The following is a 13,824-nucleotide window of genomic DNA, read 5'->3' as shown; positions in this document are numbered from 1 at the left end:
ATAGTCGGGCTTTTTTACGTCTGAAGAAAAGTGAAATACGCGCAATTAACATACACTCATACCAACACCATCGAGTAGGGCGGAAAAATAGATCACTTAATTAAGCGAATTGGTATAAAAACAAAATTGTGAACTACCGAATTTACGTTTTCGGTTTGTGTAAGCAGTTGTTTAGGTGAAGTATCAAACAGAATTTATAAATTAGTTTGATTAGTTCATTATAACTCGTTAACTAACCACAGACTTAGCTTGTTTATGAGGGCAATGAATACTAATATGATTTCATGATCTTATAACTAAATCTATTGGCTTAGTTGTTTTAAAATTACTACCAATAATGATTGTGAGCTGTAACTTAAATGCCTTATGAAACATTTGTAGATGACTCTGCATCGCTAGTTGAATTTACCCGAGTTTACTTAGCTATTTTTTATACTTTTGTTGCCGGATTTTATACATTTAGAATTATTTATAAAAATCGAAATACACCATCTGGCGTTATTTATCCCGGTGATAAATTCTGTACTAGTTGGTGGAACCATATGGTTTTTAAATTTTTCAGGGCTGCTATTTGGTTTGTATGTGTAATTAGAGTGTTTGTACCTGAGTTAGATAGCTATCTTGGGCTATTCCCAATACTCAATGGCTGGCCAGGCGTATTATTTGGCGATGTATTATTGACCGCAGGCTTTATTTTAACGATGTTTGTACATTTTCATATGGCAGCACTTTGGCGTTCAGGCATTGATCCTAAGGGAGCACATGAGCTTAAAACATCAGGATTATATGAATACTCTAGGAATCCGATGTATTTAGGCGTTGTAGCTGCACAGGTTGGGTTCTTTTTAGCCTTACCTAGTATATTTAGTTTGACCTGTTTAGTTATTGGTTTTACAGCTATATATAGACAAACATTAGTTGAGGAGGCTCATTTAGCCCATCGTTTTTCTACACAATATAAAGAGTATAAACAACTCGTCCCTCGCTGGTTATAGCTTGGGACTTAGCTTTAAATACATGAATTTTTAAGGCAAGAGTAAAGAAGTGTTCTGTGTTGGCTTGCTAAAATCTAGCATGATAGACATAAATCAGATCACTTTTTTTTGTTTTATACCAATTCGCTTAATTAAGTGATCTATTTTGAGGATGGAAAACGTGTTGATAGCTAGGCAAAAAAATTGCTATTTAGTTGTTCTAAATGAGAATTTTTTAACACAGGTAGCGACACGTTCAGCCCCGCAAAATGATTAAGTATTATTGCGGATTGGTATTATATACTTTTCCATAAACTCTTTTTTAGTAATTGCCTTTGAAAAAATGTAGCCTTGAATATAATCACAAGCAAGCTGCTTTAATAGGTCATACTGTTTTTGTGTCTCAACTCCTTCAGCAACCACCATTACGTCTAGATTGTGAGTCATAGTGATAATAGCTTTCACGAGAGCAATACTATTATCGTTTGATTCTATATCGTTGATAAATGAGCGATCTATTTTTAAAATATCTATATCTAAGCGTTGTAAATACGCTAAAGAAGAATAACCAACACCAAAGTCGTCAATCGCAATATCTATATTAATAGTGCTTAAGCGTTTTAATTGTCGTTGTATTGACGAGTCGGGATCCATTAAAGTATTTTCAGTGACTTCAATTAAAATGGTGTTTGCGGGTAGTTGGTACTTTTTACTTGCAACAATCCATTCATCCACCCAGCAACCAGCGCGGTCAATTTCAAGAGGTGTGTAGTGGTAAAGTACACACGGTAGCTGCCTATGTTACTTATATCACCACCGTAACGAAGATTTGCATCAACATTTATTTGATTACCAGTTGTTACGTTTGCGTATCCACCGCGAGTATCAATACTGTTTTTAGTAATGATATTAATCACGCCATTATTTGCGTTACTACCCCAAAGTAATCCGCCTTGTCCGCGTATTACTTCAATGCGTTCAATGTCATACAAAGGAACGTTGAGTGTTTCCCAATAAACTGCAGCAAATTTTGGGGTATATAAGCTTTGTCCGTCAATCATAACCAATAGTTTGCTAGAAAATCGAGAGGCAATACCTCTTGATGAAATAGCCCATTGATTGTTATCGAGCTGACGTACAATTAAACCAGGCACCATTTTCAGTGCTTCAGGTACTGATGTAGCACCAGAGTTAGTAATTTGTTCTTTACTTAATACATAAATAGATGAAGCGGTATCAAATGCTGATTGTGCTCTTTTCATCGCAGAAGTTGCTTGTACATCCATGCCCATTAAAGCATCAAGGTCGAGGTCTTCATCTTCAAACGGCTCGGCCGTTAAGAGAGGGCAAACAAAAAGTAATGGCCAAAACAAACGTTGTGATATTTTCACCCAAAAGTCTCCTGCGCAATCAAAGAATCAAAAACAGTCTTTGTTTTTGCAATACATGTGATATCACACAATATTAACATACATTAACAGTGTAAAAGCATAAATGAGATTAAATCAAGGTAGCTAATTTTGTAGTAGTTAAAAGGTCTAATTTCGCCCAATTGAACTGTAAAAATATAGTTAAATGAACTTTATAAGTATATTTATTAAAGAGTCAGTAAAATGTAAATAGCTGATAGCTATATGTTTATATACAACTTAAAATTTAGTCTATTTCAGAATAACTTCAAAGTATTTATGGTTATTAAATATTTAATCTTAACTTTTTCGTGTCATGCTTCTTAAAGCAATATTAATTATATGGGCACAATTTATACCTAGCCCTGTGTTATCTGCGATTGTGGTTTAATTATCTTTGCTTTTGTTAAAGCTATATAGAATACTTAAATTTGCTTGGTTTTGCTTTAAAGGCACCAAAGTATGATAAAAAATGAATTAATTAATGTAGAAGCAGTACTCGATTTAATGCTTGATGCCGTTTGTGTGGTAGATAAACAAGGCACATTTGTTTTTGTAAGCGCAGCATTTGAGCAAATTTTTGGTTATACGGCCGACGAAGTTGTAGGCAAAAAAATGATTAACTATGTTTACGAAGGTGATCATTATAAAACGCATAATACCGTAACTTCGCTGTTGTCTGGCGAAATGGTGAACCCTCGCTTTGAAAACCGTTGGATGAGAAAAGATGGTCAATTAGTCCATATATTATGGTCTGTTCGTTGGTCAGAGCAACATCAAGTAAGAATCGCTGTCGCGCACGATATAACTGAGCGAAAAGTAATGGAAGAGCAGCTCCATTACATGGCTCGGCACGATGTGTTAACTGGTTTGCCTAATCGCTCTTTATTGATGGAGCGATTAGAAAAAGTAATTATTAGTGCAACTACAAACAACACATTTTTTTCTTTACTGTTTATAGACATAAATGGCTTTAAAGCAGTAAATGACACCCACGGACACGAAACTGGCGATAAGCTTTTATGTGCTATAGCAAAAAGGCTCTCAGCGTCGGTTAGGCATTACGACACAGTAGGGCGTTTAGGTGGAGACGAATTTTTAATTATTTTAGATAATTTAAGTTCTAGCCACGAAACCGTCAGAATAAAAAATAAAGTCCTCACTGAGTTTAAAGCTGTCTTTAAGTTAGATGACGTACTACTAAATATTTCCCCCAGTATTGGCATTGCAAACTACCCAGAGCACGGCCAAACAGATCACGAACTTATAAAATATGCAGATCAAGCTATGTACAAAAATAAACAACAAGGGTTAGATAACGTAACCTATTTACCTTAAAAAATCATGCTGAACTACCACCTTAGACAACTCATCATCACAACGCCCTTAACTACAATACATTACTTAGCGCCACATTTTTAATAGCGGTTTTCCAGTGCTGCGTTAAAAAATCTATAAATGCTCTTACAGCAGTTTGTAGGTAGTTCCTCGATAAATAAACTGCACAAGTTATGCCTGGTTGATAATGAAGGCAATTACCGTATCGGCAGTAATACATTTTTTACTAATGATGCAGGCGAAAGCAAGATATCGGTCACTGATTATGCAAGCGCAATGGTTGATGAAGCGCAAAATGCAGCGCACGTAAATCAGTATATTAGTATTGCCTACTAATATAGTTACTAATCAAAAGCGTTTGATTATTTTGATATAACAATACTGGCTCACAAGGCTAAAATAATTTAATCTGAGCGTATTAATTCTTATTAAATTATTTGCCTAATGAGCCTTCTTTTTTCTCTTGCGTTAGCAAGCCTTCCCGCTTTACCAGAGCCAGTTGCAAATAATGCTGTGGCTAAAGTTATTGTTAAAAATCAGCCCTACTTTTTAAGCTTTATGGGGCTGGGGCGCGATAAACAATACTCGTCAGTGCATAACAAAGTGTGGGCGCTTAAAGTTGGCGATTCACAGTGGCAATCTAAAACTGGTGTGCCTTCAAGCTTGCCATTAAAAGGGCGCTTAGCAAGCACCGCAGCCGGTTTAGGCGAATACGCTTATGTGTTTGGCGGCTATACGGTAGCAGAGGATCATACTGAAGTTTCAAGCCCCGACGTATATAGGTACGACGTAATAAAAGATACCTACACTCACCTTGCTAGCATGCCAGTACCCGTAGACGATAGCGTAGCGCTGAGCTATAAAGCGCGTTACATTTATCTAATTAGCGGTTGGCATAACGACGGCAACGTAAACTTAGTACAAGTATACGACACGCAAAATAATACATGGCAACAAGCCTCGCCATTTTTAGGTGAGCCTGTATTTGGCCAAGCCGCTGCTATTAGTGATAACACCATTGTTATTTGTGATGGCGTTAAAACACAAGCTAATCCTGATTCGCGTCGCTCGTTTGCAGGTGTAGCACAGTGCTTAAAAGGCACAATAGATTCAACTAATCCACAAAAAATAGATTGGCGTACCTTGCCACATCCAACAGGCACTGCTCACTACCGAATGGCAGCCACCAGCTATAATGGCAATATTTATATGATGGCAGGCTCTAATAACCCATATAACTACAGCGCAATAGGTTACGACGGCAAACCTGCACCAGCAAGTGACCATGTTTGGCGCTTTAGTGGTGATAAAAACGAATGGCAGATTTTATCCCCAGTGGAAGTAAAGAGCATGGATCATCGTGGTTTACTTGAGCACAGTGGGGTTTTATATCGAATTGGCGGCATTGATAAAAGTCAGCAAGTAAGCGCTAACGTGCTCGGTTACGAGGTTAAAAAGTGAACACTCTTTACATTACAGGAGCGGGAGTCAGCGCAGCCAGTGGTATTCCCACCTTTAGAGGGGAGGATGGTTATTGGACCATTGGCAGTAAAAATTATACGCCTATGGAAATGGCAACGCGCGCAATGTATCAAAACGCCCCAAAAGAGTTTTTAGCATGGTATTACCATCGCTTTGCAACGTATCGCAACCATGGCCCAAACGACGTACACCATTGGCTAAGTGACAAAAACCTAATTACTCAAAACATAGATGGGCTTGATGGCAAAGCGGGTAACAAAAATTACATAGCGATACACGGCAGGCTTGATCAAATGACCTTATTTCATGAGCAAGGTGAGCCTGTCACGCCACTTGCCACCCCGTGGGATAGTGTAGACGAAAGCCGCCTGCAAGAGTCTCTTTTTGAGCTATTTAATATTCAAAACCAAACGCCTGAGCTAAACCATTCATTTAAGCCCTTTGTTTTATTATTTGACGAATACTACACCGAGCTTTACAGAATAACACAAGCACAACAGCGTATGCTCAACGCCGATAAAATTGTATTTATGGGCACCTCGTTTAGCGTCAATATTACGCAAATGGCAATTGAAATAGCCCGAAATTACGACATTCCTGTTGAAGTGGTTGACCCTGAACCTGCGCATATCTTGCACGCTAACGTCACATATAAAAAAATGAATGCATTAGATTACATTCAATCTAATTAATAAGTGCTATATTTTAAAGGGATTGATAATGTTTTCTTAAATATTACAATCTCTTTATATAATATTAACGAATCAAAAATGTTATTATTATCCTGATTATAACAATACTAAAGAGATCTGAATGAGCGACTTAACTGCAATAGCAAACTTGTCCATTTTACTTGTAGAGCCTTCAGAGGTTCAGCAAAAAATAATAATAAAATCGCTTTTAGAAAGTGGTGTAAAACAAGTTGAAACTGCATCTACACAAACACAAGCGCTTAGCTTATTAGCAAGTTATCACCCTGATCTAGTTATAAGCTCTATGTATTTATCTGACGGGACAGCCGACTCACTATTGCAAGAAATAAGATCAAATCCTATCACCGAGCATCAACCTTTTATGCTTATATCGAGCGAGCGTAATAAAAAATACCTTGAGCAATTACGCCAATCGGGTGTGCTGGCTATTTTGCCCAAGCCTTTTAGCGCAAAAGCCATTACCCGCGCACTCAAAGCAACCCTTGATATTATAAGCGAAGAAGAAGTAGAACTTGATCATTTTGACGTAACGCTGCTGCGAGTTTTAGTGGTAGACGACAGCCGCTTTGCACGTAAACACATAATACGCATACTTGCAGGTATGGGAATACCTGCACCAATAGAAGCTGAAAACGGTAAAGAAGCTATTGAGCACTTGAATAACCAACCGTTTGACTTAATAGTAACCGACTACAACATGCCAGAAATGGACGGGCGAGAACTAACAGAAGCCGTTAGAAGTTCAAATAGCTACTCACATATTCCTATTTTAATGGTGAGCTCAGAGGCAAACGACACTCACCTAGCCAATATTGCTCAAGCGGGAGTTGATGCTATTTGTGATAAACCGTTTGAACCGGCCACAGTGCGAGAATTACTGTATAAAATAATGTCTTAAATTATTAATTCTAAGGCTAACGGTAAAACTCATTAGCCTAAGCGAATAAAACAAAAGCAGCGCTTGTTAAAAGTCGCTGCTTTTTTACTATTAGCTAGGTACGTTATAAAGCCCAAACGCCACAAAACATAATATAACTGCAATTGTGGTATCAAATATTCGCCATCTTAATGATGAACTTAATATACTTTTAAGTTTAGGTGCAAAAAGCACTAAAGTGCTGAACCAAATTAGTGACCCAACACAAGCGCCAAGTGCAAAATGCATTGGGTTTGGTTGTAAAGCGCCAATATTGCCAAGTAATAACACGGTATCTAAATACACATGTGGATTTAACAAACTGATTGCAAAGGCCGAAAGGGCAGTACTCCACCAGCTTACTTTTTCTACTTGGCTTATTTTTAAACCTGAAGTCCCTTTAATCGCTCGCATTGCAGATCCATACGCTAAGTACAATAGCATCGCAATACCGCCCCATGTTAACCAAGGCAGTAGTCCTGGTAATAATTGCTGTAATTCATTTGCTGCAAATACACCTATTAAAATAAGAGTCGCGTCGCAAATAATGCATACCGTGGCTAAAACAAACCGATTAGCGCCAGCCATGCATTGGCTTAAAATCCAAATATTTTGTGCGCCAATAGCAATAATTAAACTTAGCCCCAGCATCACACCCGATAAAAACGACATACTTTAAATCCACTCAATCATTCAATGCCTTGCAGAGTAGGGGGTACTCTGTTACAAATCCAATGAATATATTTAGGGTTATATGCGTAAAACTCATGATTGATTATCAACTACTCAATGCACTGTCGGCGGTTATTAGTGAAGGCGGGTTTGAAAAAGCCTCTAAAAAACTATTTATTACGCAATCGGCAGTAAGTCGGCGTATTCATCAACTCGAAGCCAAACTTGGAGAGCCTGTAATAATTAGGACGCAACCACCGCGCCCAACCGCTCTTGGCAAGCGTTTACTTAATCATTTACAACAAGTCCTGCAGTTAGAAGTTGCTTTAAACGTAGATGCACTTAAAGAGCACTCCAGCTTAAACACACCTCTTAGTGTAAAGTTGGCTGCCAATGCTGACTCACTAGCTACATGGTTGCCAGAAGCCCTTGCCATACTAGATACAGAATCTGATTGTAAATTTAGATTTGAAGTGATCTCAGAAGATCAATCCATCGCCCATAAAAGAATGAAAGACGGCGAGGTAATGGTATGTATTAGCTCATCTTCTGAGCCTGTAAATGGGGGGTTAGCGAGCCCATTAGGCGCTATACGTTACAAGGCAATTGCGAGTCCGGACTTTATTAAACAGCATAACCTCACTTCGCTTATGCAATTGGCGCAGGTACCGTGTTTAGTTTTTAGTGAATATGACAAGCTGCAGCACCAGTTTTTAGCCGATATTAACGGCTCAACGCCAGAGTATATGCATATATATCCCTCATCAGAAGGATTTAAACAAGCCATGATAGCAGGCCTAGGGTATGGCTTATTACCGACTTTGCAGCTCGGTGATTCCCTGCAAAAAGGGGAGTTAGTTGACTTATTTCCAGAGTATTATATTGATACGCCCTTGTATTGGCATTATTGGCAAAGTGAAAGCCCGCAACTTAAAGCACTGCGTAAGTTTGCAATGCAAGTTGCGGCTAACCGATTAGAACCAATTTAAAGGCGTTTATAACTGCCCTAACCTGTAAATAAGCAATGCGGTTTTTTTTATGTTTTTATCAAGGCTAGTTAAATCGGCAGTTTCGTTTTTAGTGTGCGCGCCACTGCCCATTAAGCCCAAGCCATCAAGTGCCATATTAACATGGCTTGCGGCAAACGAAATATCCGCAGCGCCTGCATTGCGTGGATTGGCTGCCACTACTTTGTTGTAACCTAAATCGTGGCTTGCGTCGCTGTATAATTCTAATAGCTTTTTATTGCCATCAGTTAATGCCATTGGCGGGTAACCGTCTTCAAAAATAAGCTCTGCTTTACTGCCATTTAAACTGTTGCTAGCAATTTGTAGCATAACCCTTTTAGCGCTTTCTACTTGCTTTGGCGAAAGTGCGCGTAAATCGCCTGCTATATGTACGGTTTGTGCTATTACATTACTTTTACCAAACGCAGTTGCTGACGAATTAGCGCTGTCGTAGTCGGCATTTGTGCCACCCACAATAAGCCCTGGGTTAAAAGTTAAATTAGGTTGTGTGGCAAGTTGTTCTCTAAAGCTATTTAAAATACGCGATGCTTCGTAAATAGCGCCATAGCCTACATTATCACTAAATATTTGCGACGAATGCGCCGCTGCAGCACTTACGTTTAGCGTCCAGCCGGTATAACCACGGCGCGCCGCCATGGCGGTTTTAATATTGTTATCGCCATTTTCAAAGCCTAAAGCAACGTCTGCCCACATTGCCGCATCAACAATGGCTTGTTTAGATAAGCTAAGCGGACGACCGCTGCTTTCTTCATCGCCAGTGAGTATTACTTTTATGCTTACATTTTCAAGTAAGTTAAGCGCTTGCAAGCTTTTAAGTGCGGTAATTATTATCGTGTTACCGCCTTTCATATCGGCAACGCCTGGGCCACTGGCTGTATCGGCATCAAGCTGTTTGTAGGTTGTAAAATCATCGTGTTTGGCAAAGACTGTATCTAGATGGCCGATCATCAGTATTTTTATTGCATCGGGATTTTTACTCTCAAAGGTAGCCAATACATGCCCTGCGCGGTTAAACGCACTGCCATCCAGCCATTCTACTTTAAAACCAATGGCCTTAAGTTGCTCGCTTGTAAGCGCGCCTACTTTTTTTACACCTTCAATATTAAGCGAACCGCTATTAATATTTACGGCTTGCTCTATTTCTTTAAGTGCTTGGGGAATGTTTTTATCGACCTGTTTTACTATTTCACGCTCATTTTTATCAAGCGCAGCATAACTTATAAGCGGTAAGGTACTAGCAAGTGTGAGAATGAGTGCATGGCTAAATTTTAAAAATGACATAACAGCATAATAAGTGAGAAATAAGAGTATTTAATATGAAGTAAAAATACAGAGGATTCAATAGGGGTAGATTGTGATTTTTAACTAATTTTATAAGTAATAACGAGTTACAAGTCTAAGGGTTATGGGGTGTACGCGTTATTGGTTTAAACACAGATATTTAAAATATAACCTCTTGAATAATAATCAACCTGTATAACTAAATAGCAATTTGCCTGATATTACTGATCTCCACCATTTTGGGGTTTTGCTACATTTAGAAAAGGTAAGGCGAATCTAACTAACTGTTTACAGTTGTTTATTTTATAGCTAGGATAAAATCATTGTAATATATGGACATTTTTTGGTTTGTAAAACGACAAATGTCGTAGACTAAATTATTAGCAAGTTAGTCATCACCCTAAGTCAGTGTTTAACAATATTAGCTATATGAAAATGAGAATATGTAATGCCATTAGAAACATTCGAAGATAAAATCAACTCACTCAGTGAAGCCGAAAAGCCTTCTGTTTTATTAGCTAATGGCTTTTCTCAAGCATGGGATCACGACATTTTTAATTACCAAAACTTACTTCAACAAGCAAACTTTGGTGTTAGGGATGCAACTATTAGGGATATTTTTACTAGCTTTGATACTTTTGATTTTGAGAAAGTAATGAGAGCACTTGAGGCTGCGGAAATTGTCTGTGATAAATATGCAGTCGATCAGGTCAAGATAGGTGAAATCAGGAATGACCAAGACCAATTGAAAAATTCGCTTATTCAGGTTATTTCCCAAACTCACCCTGTGAGGTCAAGTAATGTCACTCTTCAACAATATGAGAGTGCAAAACCTTTTATTATTCAGTTCGATAAAATATTTACATTGAATTACGATTTGTTGCTTTATTGGATTGTTAATAAATTCGATATCGATCCACAAGGTTATCACACTGATGACGGCTTTCGTCACACGACTTGGGAAAATGCAGAAGATCAGAATGTATATTTTTTACACGGAGGTCTTCACATTTTTGATGATGGCACCCTTATTAAAAAGCACGCCTTCAGAGGTGACGTTGATATCAGTATAGTTGACCAGGTTAGAAATAACTTGAACCAGGGAAAGTTCCCTTTGTTTGTTTCAGAGCCAACCTGTGAGAAAAAGCTTTCGCGTATCGAGCACAACCCGTATCTAAGTTCTTGTTTCAGAGCATTAAAAAAGTTAAGTGGACCTCTGTTTATACATGGGCATTCAATGGCGGATAATGATCAACATATTTTTAATCAAATAAATAAAAGTGGAGTAGATAAAGTTTTCATTAGTATTTTTGGTGATGAACATTCGGTTCAGAATAGAGAAACAATGGCTAATGCTAGGCGTTTCATTGATGCGAGGCAGATTGATATTGAGTTCTATGATGCTGCAAGTGCTCCAATCTGGTCTTAATTGACGGGCTCTAAAAAGAAAACTTGCTAACAAGACGATCCAATAAGGACAAAAAACAGTTGGTTTTGCTTCCGCGTGAATTACAGTGACACCCAACCTAAATCTTGTAATGCTTTAAAAACGCTTAGGGTTAATTAAAGGAGCTCATTTTTAATTGAATTTGGCTGTTGGAGTTATTTTACAGTCTTGTTAGCGGAGTTTTTCAAGTTAGTTGCCAAGGATAATAATGAGAACACTTCAACTTTTAGGTTTTATACTTGCGATTGTTGGGTTTATTTTAGGCTACGTGATCCTAGCCCCAATTGATGGTGAAGCATCCGACGCTTCAGCAGGAGGTACAGGCATAGGCATTATGTTTATGGTGTTACCTATACTTGGTTGGTCTGCGTTAATATTAGTGGCCTCTTCAGTAGCATTGTTCAACCATGAAGTAAGAGTACGTACTTATTTCAGAGGCAATTTTTGGCTAAACCTTTGGAAAGTAAACCTAGTTATGTCTTTTGGATATATTGCCGTTGTCTTATATTTTGCTTACATATGGTTTAAGGGCAGCATTGGCAATTAATAAGACTTTAAATGCGTAATACCTTTAATTCATTCTTACCTACTAACATCTAACCCAAACTAAGCACTAACAACCATCAGGTTTAACACTATTAGCATTAAACCTGACAGTCAAACTCTACCAATTGACGTTTTAATTAGTCGGCATTAAATAGATTTCTCGTACGCTGTTGCGCTGGTTTGCTTCAATGGCAAACAATACCGCGTCGGCTACATCTTGCGGGTCGAGTTTGTCGGGTTTTGCTTCATCAAAAAACGGAGTGTTTACCATGCCTGGTGCTATGGTAGTGCAGCGTCCGTTCCACTCGCTCATTTCCTCAGCTAAGTTTTGTCCAAAGCCATAAGCAAACCATTTAGTTGCACCGTAAATAGAGCCACCAATTGGCTTACGGCCAGCGGCAGAGCTGGTTAATATAAAGTGACCTTTATTTTGGCGTAAATGCGGCAGGGTTAATTTAGCAGTCCACAGTAGGGCTTTAATGTTTATGTCGATCATAGTTGACCACTCATCCGGATCACCTTTTTCGGTGCCAGCGGTTGAAACGCCCATGCCTGCGTTAGCAAAGGCTACATCTAGTCGGCCAAACTTTTCAATGCCTTTAGCAACTACGTTTTCAAGCGCGGTAAAGTCGGTTGCATCTGCGGCTACGCCCATTGCATTATTTGAGCCTAGCAACTCTACTAACTCAGTTAACTTATCTTCGCGTCTAGCGGTAAGTATTACTTTATGACCATTATTTACAAGAGTTTTTGCGGTTGCTTCGCCAATGCCACTTGAAGCGCCGGTTATGAGTACTATTTTTTCTTTTGCCATAGATAACCTCTTAATGAACGTTAAAAACTTAAAATCACCATACCAATAAACGATTAACCTACATTGAATAGTCGCTATAAATTAGCCATAAATGGCGGTGTTTTATATTCTAATAACCATGGTTTTTAGGCCGTTATTAAAATTGAAATAAGTGATTAAAAAAGGTAGGTTTAAATTTTTTATTCTATATACTCACGCCACTTCTTTTGAAGTCGGTTTTATTAGATTTAACCATTATTTTGCTGAGTTTCAGCCACATTTATCGGAACAAACATGAAAGATAAACTTTTAGCGTTTTGGCAAAGCCATTCAGAAACAATCATCACTTTAGGGTACAAAGTGATTTTAGCGTTGGTGATTTTAATTGCGAGTGCCTTAATTGCACGCTCGGTTAAAAAAGCGATTAAAAATTCTAAATCGCCATTAAAAAAGGTGGATAGTACGCTACTCCCTCTTTTATCGAGTATTGCTGGTTATTTAGTTTATATAATTGGCGGGCTATTTATTTTAGATATTTTTGGCGTTAATACGGCAAGCTTAATTGCGCTAATGGGTGCTGCTGGTTTAGCGATTGGTTTAGCCCTTAAAAATACGCTGAGCAATATTGCTGCGGGTATTATGCTGCTAATACTCAGACCTTTTAAAATAGGCGATTTTGTAGATGCTAGCGGCACGCTTGGCACAGTTAACGAAATAAACTTATTTACTACCATTTTTAAAACCACCGACGGCCTTTATATTGCATCGCCTAACGGCAAAGTGTGGGGTGGCAATATTAAAAACTTTACCCGTAATGGCAAAAGACGAATGGATATAGTGGTGGGTATTTCGTATGCTGATTCTATTGACGTTGGCTTAAATGTACTTAAAGAATTAGCCGCATCAGAGAGCCGATTACTCGCAGAGCCTGCACCTAAAGTAATGGTGACATCAATAGGCGAAAGCGCAGTGAACATTCAATTACGTGCGTGGGCTGTTAATGGTGATTATTGGCAAACTGTGTGGGATTTAAATAAACGTGTTAAAGAAGCAATTGAAGGCGCAGGGCTGAGTATTCCATTTCCGCAGCGTACGCTGCATATATCTGAGTCTATGGCATCGGCCATAACTGTAAACAAAGATGCTTAAGTATGTATTAACATAAACATAAATAAAAATAGCGAGCCTTGGCTCGCTATTTTTGTATTAGCCTTTGTGTAGGCTG

Annotated in this window: 12 protein-coding genes and 3 pseudogenes; 10 read left to right on the top strand and 5 right to left on the bottom strand. The window is 38.4% G+C overall.

Annotated features, from left to right (window positions below; translation table 11 throughout):
- Positions 1–359: 359 nt before the first annotated feature.
- Positions 360–995, top strand: coding sequence for an isoprenylcysteine carboxylmethyltransferase family protein (locus tag GQR53_RS15600; RefSeq protein WP_165744449.1), 636 nt, complete (start codon positions 360–362; stop codon positions 993–995).
- Positions 996–1,247: 252 nt separating this feature from the next.
- Here the strand turns inward: GQR53_RS15600 and GQR53_RS15595 are convergent.
- A pseudogene (locus GQR53_RS15595) lies at positions 1,248–1,742 on the bottom strand (EAL domain-containing protein); the annotation flags it as partial.
- 11 nt (positions 1,743–1,753) lie between these two features.
- Positions 1,754–2,365: pseudogene (locus GQR53_RS15590) on the bottom strand (TonB-dependent receptor plug domain-containing protein); the annotation flags it as partial.
- A gap of 480 nt (positions 2,366–2,845) precedes the next feature.
- Here GQR53_RS15590 and GQR53_RS15585 point away from each other — a divergent pair.
- The 5 genes and pseudogenes from GQR53_RS15585 (at position 2,846) to GQR53_RS15565 (ending at position 6,814) form a co-directional block, all read left to right on the top strand.
- Positions 2,846–3,721, top strand: a complete 876-nt coding sequence (locus GQR53_RS15585; protein WP_165744448.1) for a diguanylate cyclase — start codon at positions 2,846–2,848, stop codon at positions 3,719–3,721.
- A gap of 183 nt (positions 3,722–3,904) precedes the next feature.
- A pseudogene (locus tag GQR53_RS15580) lies at positions 3,905–4,057 on the top strand (epimerase); the annotation flags it as partial.
- A 108-nt stretch (positions 4,058–4,165) separates the two neighbouring features.
- Positions 4,166–5,182: a kelch repeat-containing protein gene (locus GQR53_RS15575; RefSeq protein ID WP_165744446.1), complete on the top strand. Its 1,017-nt coding sequence runs from the start codon at positions 4,166–4,168 to the stop codon at positions 5,180–5,182.
- Positions 5,179–5,895, top strand: a complete 717-nt coding sequence (locus tag GQR53_RS15570) for a Sir2 family NAD-dependent protein deacetylase (RefSeq protein WP_024597449.1) — start codon at positions 5,179–5,181, stop codon at positions 5,893–5,895. The genes GQR53_RS15575 and GQR53_RS15570 overlap by 4 nt, the downstream gene beginning before the upstream one ends.
- A 121-nt stretch (positions 5,896–6,016) precedes the next feature.
- The gene (locus GQR53_RS15565) at positions 6,017–6,814 is read left to right on the top strand and encodes a response regulator (RefSeq protein WP_165744445.1); all 798 of its coding nucleotides are present in this window, start codon (positions 6,017–6,019) and stop codon (positions 6,812–6,814) included.
- A 90-nt stretch (positions 6,815–6,904) separates the two neighbouring features.
- Here GQR53_RS15565 and GQR53_RS15560 read toward each other — a convergent pair whose 3' ends face one another.
- The gene (locus GQR53_RS15560) at positions 6,905–7,504 is read right to left on the bottom strand and encodes a LysE family transporter (protein WP_165744444.1); all 600 of its coding nucleotides are present in this window, start codon (positions 7,502–7,504) and stop codon (positions 6,905–6,907) included.
- A 95-nt stretch (positions 7,505–7,599) separates the two neighbouring features.
- Between GQR53_RS15560 and GQR53_RS15555 the strand changes: the two genes are divergently transcribed.
- Positions 7,600–8,493, top strand: a complete 894-nt coding sequence (locus GQR53_RS15555; protein WP_165744443.1) for a LysR family transcriptional regulator ArgP — start codon at positions 7,600–7,602, stop codon at positions 8,491–8,493.
- A 6-nt stretch (positions 8,494–8,499) separates the two neighbouring features.
- Here GQR53_RS15555 and GQR53_RS15550 read toward each other — a convergent pair whose 3' ends face one another.
- Positions 8,500–9,813 (bottom strand): M20/M25/M40 family metallo-hydrolase, encoded by a 1,314-nt coding sequence (locus GQR53_RS15550; RefSeq protein WP_165744442.1) that lies wholly within the window; start codon positions 9,811–9,813, stop codon positions 8,500–8,502.
- Positions 9,814–10,261: 448 nt separating this feature from the next.
- On the opposite strand from GQR53_RS15550, the gene GQR53_RS15545 reads away from it, so the two are divergent.
- Entirely contained in the window at positions 10,262–11,242 is a 981-nt protein-coding gene (locus GQR53_RS15545) for a DUF4917 family protein (protein ID WP_165744441.1), read from the top strand.
- 226 nt (positions 11,243–11,468) lie between these two features.
- Complete coding sequence (locus GQR53_RS15540; RefSeq protein WP_165744440.1) at positions 11,469–11,807, top strand: carbon starvation protein CstA; 339 nt, start codon at positions 11,469–11,471, stop codon at positions 11,805–11,807.
- Between the two features lie 132 nt (positions 11,808–11,939).
- Here GQR53_RS15540 and GQR53_RS15535 read toward each other — a convergent pair whose 3' ends face one another.
- On the bottom strand, positions 11,940–12,620 hold the full coding sequence (locus GQR53_RS15535; RefSeq protein ID WP_165744439.1) for an SDR family oxidoreductase: 681 nt from the start codon (positions 12,618–12,620) through the stop codon (positions 11,940–11,942).
- Between the two features lie 273 nt (positions 12,621–12,893).
- On the opposite strand from GQR53_RS15535, the gene GQR53_RS15530 reads away from it, so the two are divergent.
- Positions 12,894–13,748 (top strand): mechanosensitive ion channel domain-containing protein, encoded by an 855-nt coding sequence (locus GQR53_RS15530; protein ID WP_149593269.1) that lies wholly within the window; start codon positions 12,894–12,896, stop codon positions 13,746–13,748.
- Positions 13,749–13,824: the final 76 nt, after the last annotated feature.

This window comes from Pseudoalteromonas sp. Z9A6, assembly GCF_011378805.1.
GTDB classification, from domain to species: Bacteria; Pseudomonadota; Gammaproteobacteria; order Enterobacterales; family Alteromonadaceae; genus Pseudoalteromonas; species Pseudoalteromonas distincta.
This window is presented reverse-complemented; position numbering and strand designations above follow the sequence as displayed.

Bases quoted from the DNA above. Each gene is read 5' to 3' on its own strand.
- GQR53_RS15600 (WP_165744449.1), top strand. From the start codon at position 360: ATGCCTTATGAAACATTTGTAGATGACTCTGCATCGCTAGTTGAATTT.
- GQR53_RS15585 (WP_165744448.1), top strand. From the start codon at position 2,846: ATGATAAAAAATGAATTAATTAATGTAGAAGCAGTACTCGATTTAATG.
- GQR53_RS15575 (WP_165744446.1), top strand. From the start codon at position 4,166: ATGAGCCTTCTTTTTTCTCTTGCGTTAGCAAGCCTTCCCGCTTTACCA.
- GQR53_RS15565 (WP_165744445.1), top strand. From the start codon at position 6,017: ATGAGCGACTTAACTGCAATAGCAAACTTGTCCATTTTACTTGTAGAG.
- GQR53_RS15560 (WP_165744444.1), bottom strand. From the start codon at position 7,504: ATGTCGTTTTTATCGGGTGTGATGCTGGGGCTAAGTTTAATTATTGCT.
- GQR53_RS15555 (WP_165744443.1), top strand. From the start codon at position 7,600: ATGATTGATTATCAACTACTCAATGCACTGTCGGCGGTTATTAGTGAA.
- GQR53_RS15550 (WP_165744442.1), bottom strand. From the start codon at position 9,813: ATGTCATTTTTAAAATTTAGCCATGCACTCATTCTCACACTTGCTAGT.
- GQR53_RS15545 (WP_165744441.1), top strand. From the start codon at position 10,262: ATGCCATTAGAAACATTCGAAGATAAAATCAACTCACTCAGTGAAGCC.
- GQR53_RS15540 (WP_165744440.1), top strand. From the start codon at position 11,469: ATGAGAACACTTCAACTTTTAGGTTTTATACTTGCGATTGTTGGGTTT.
- GQR53_RS15535 (WP_165744439.1), bottom strand. From the start codon at position 12,620: ATGGCAAAAGAAAAAATAGTACTCATAACCGGCGCTTCAAGTGGCATT.
- GQR53_RS15530 (WP_149593269.1), top strand. From the start codon at position 12,894: ATGAAAGATAAACTTTTAGCGTTTTGGCAAAGCCATTCAGAAACAATC.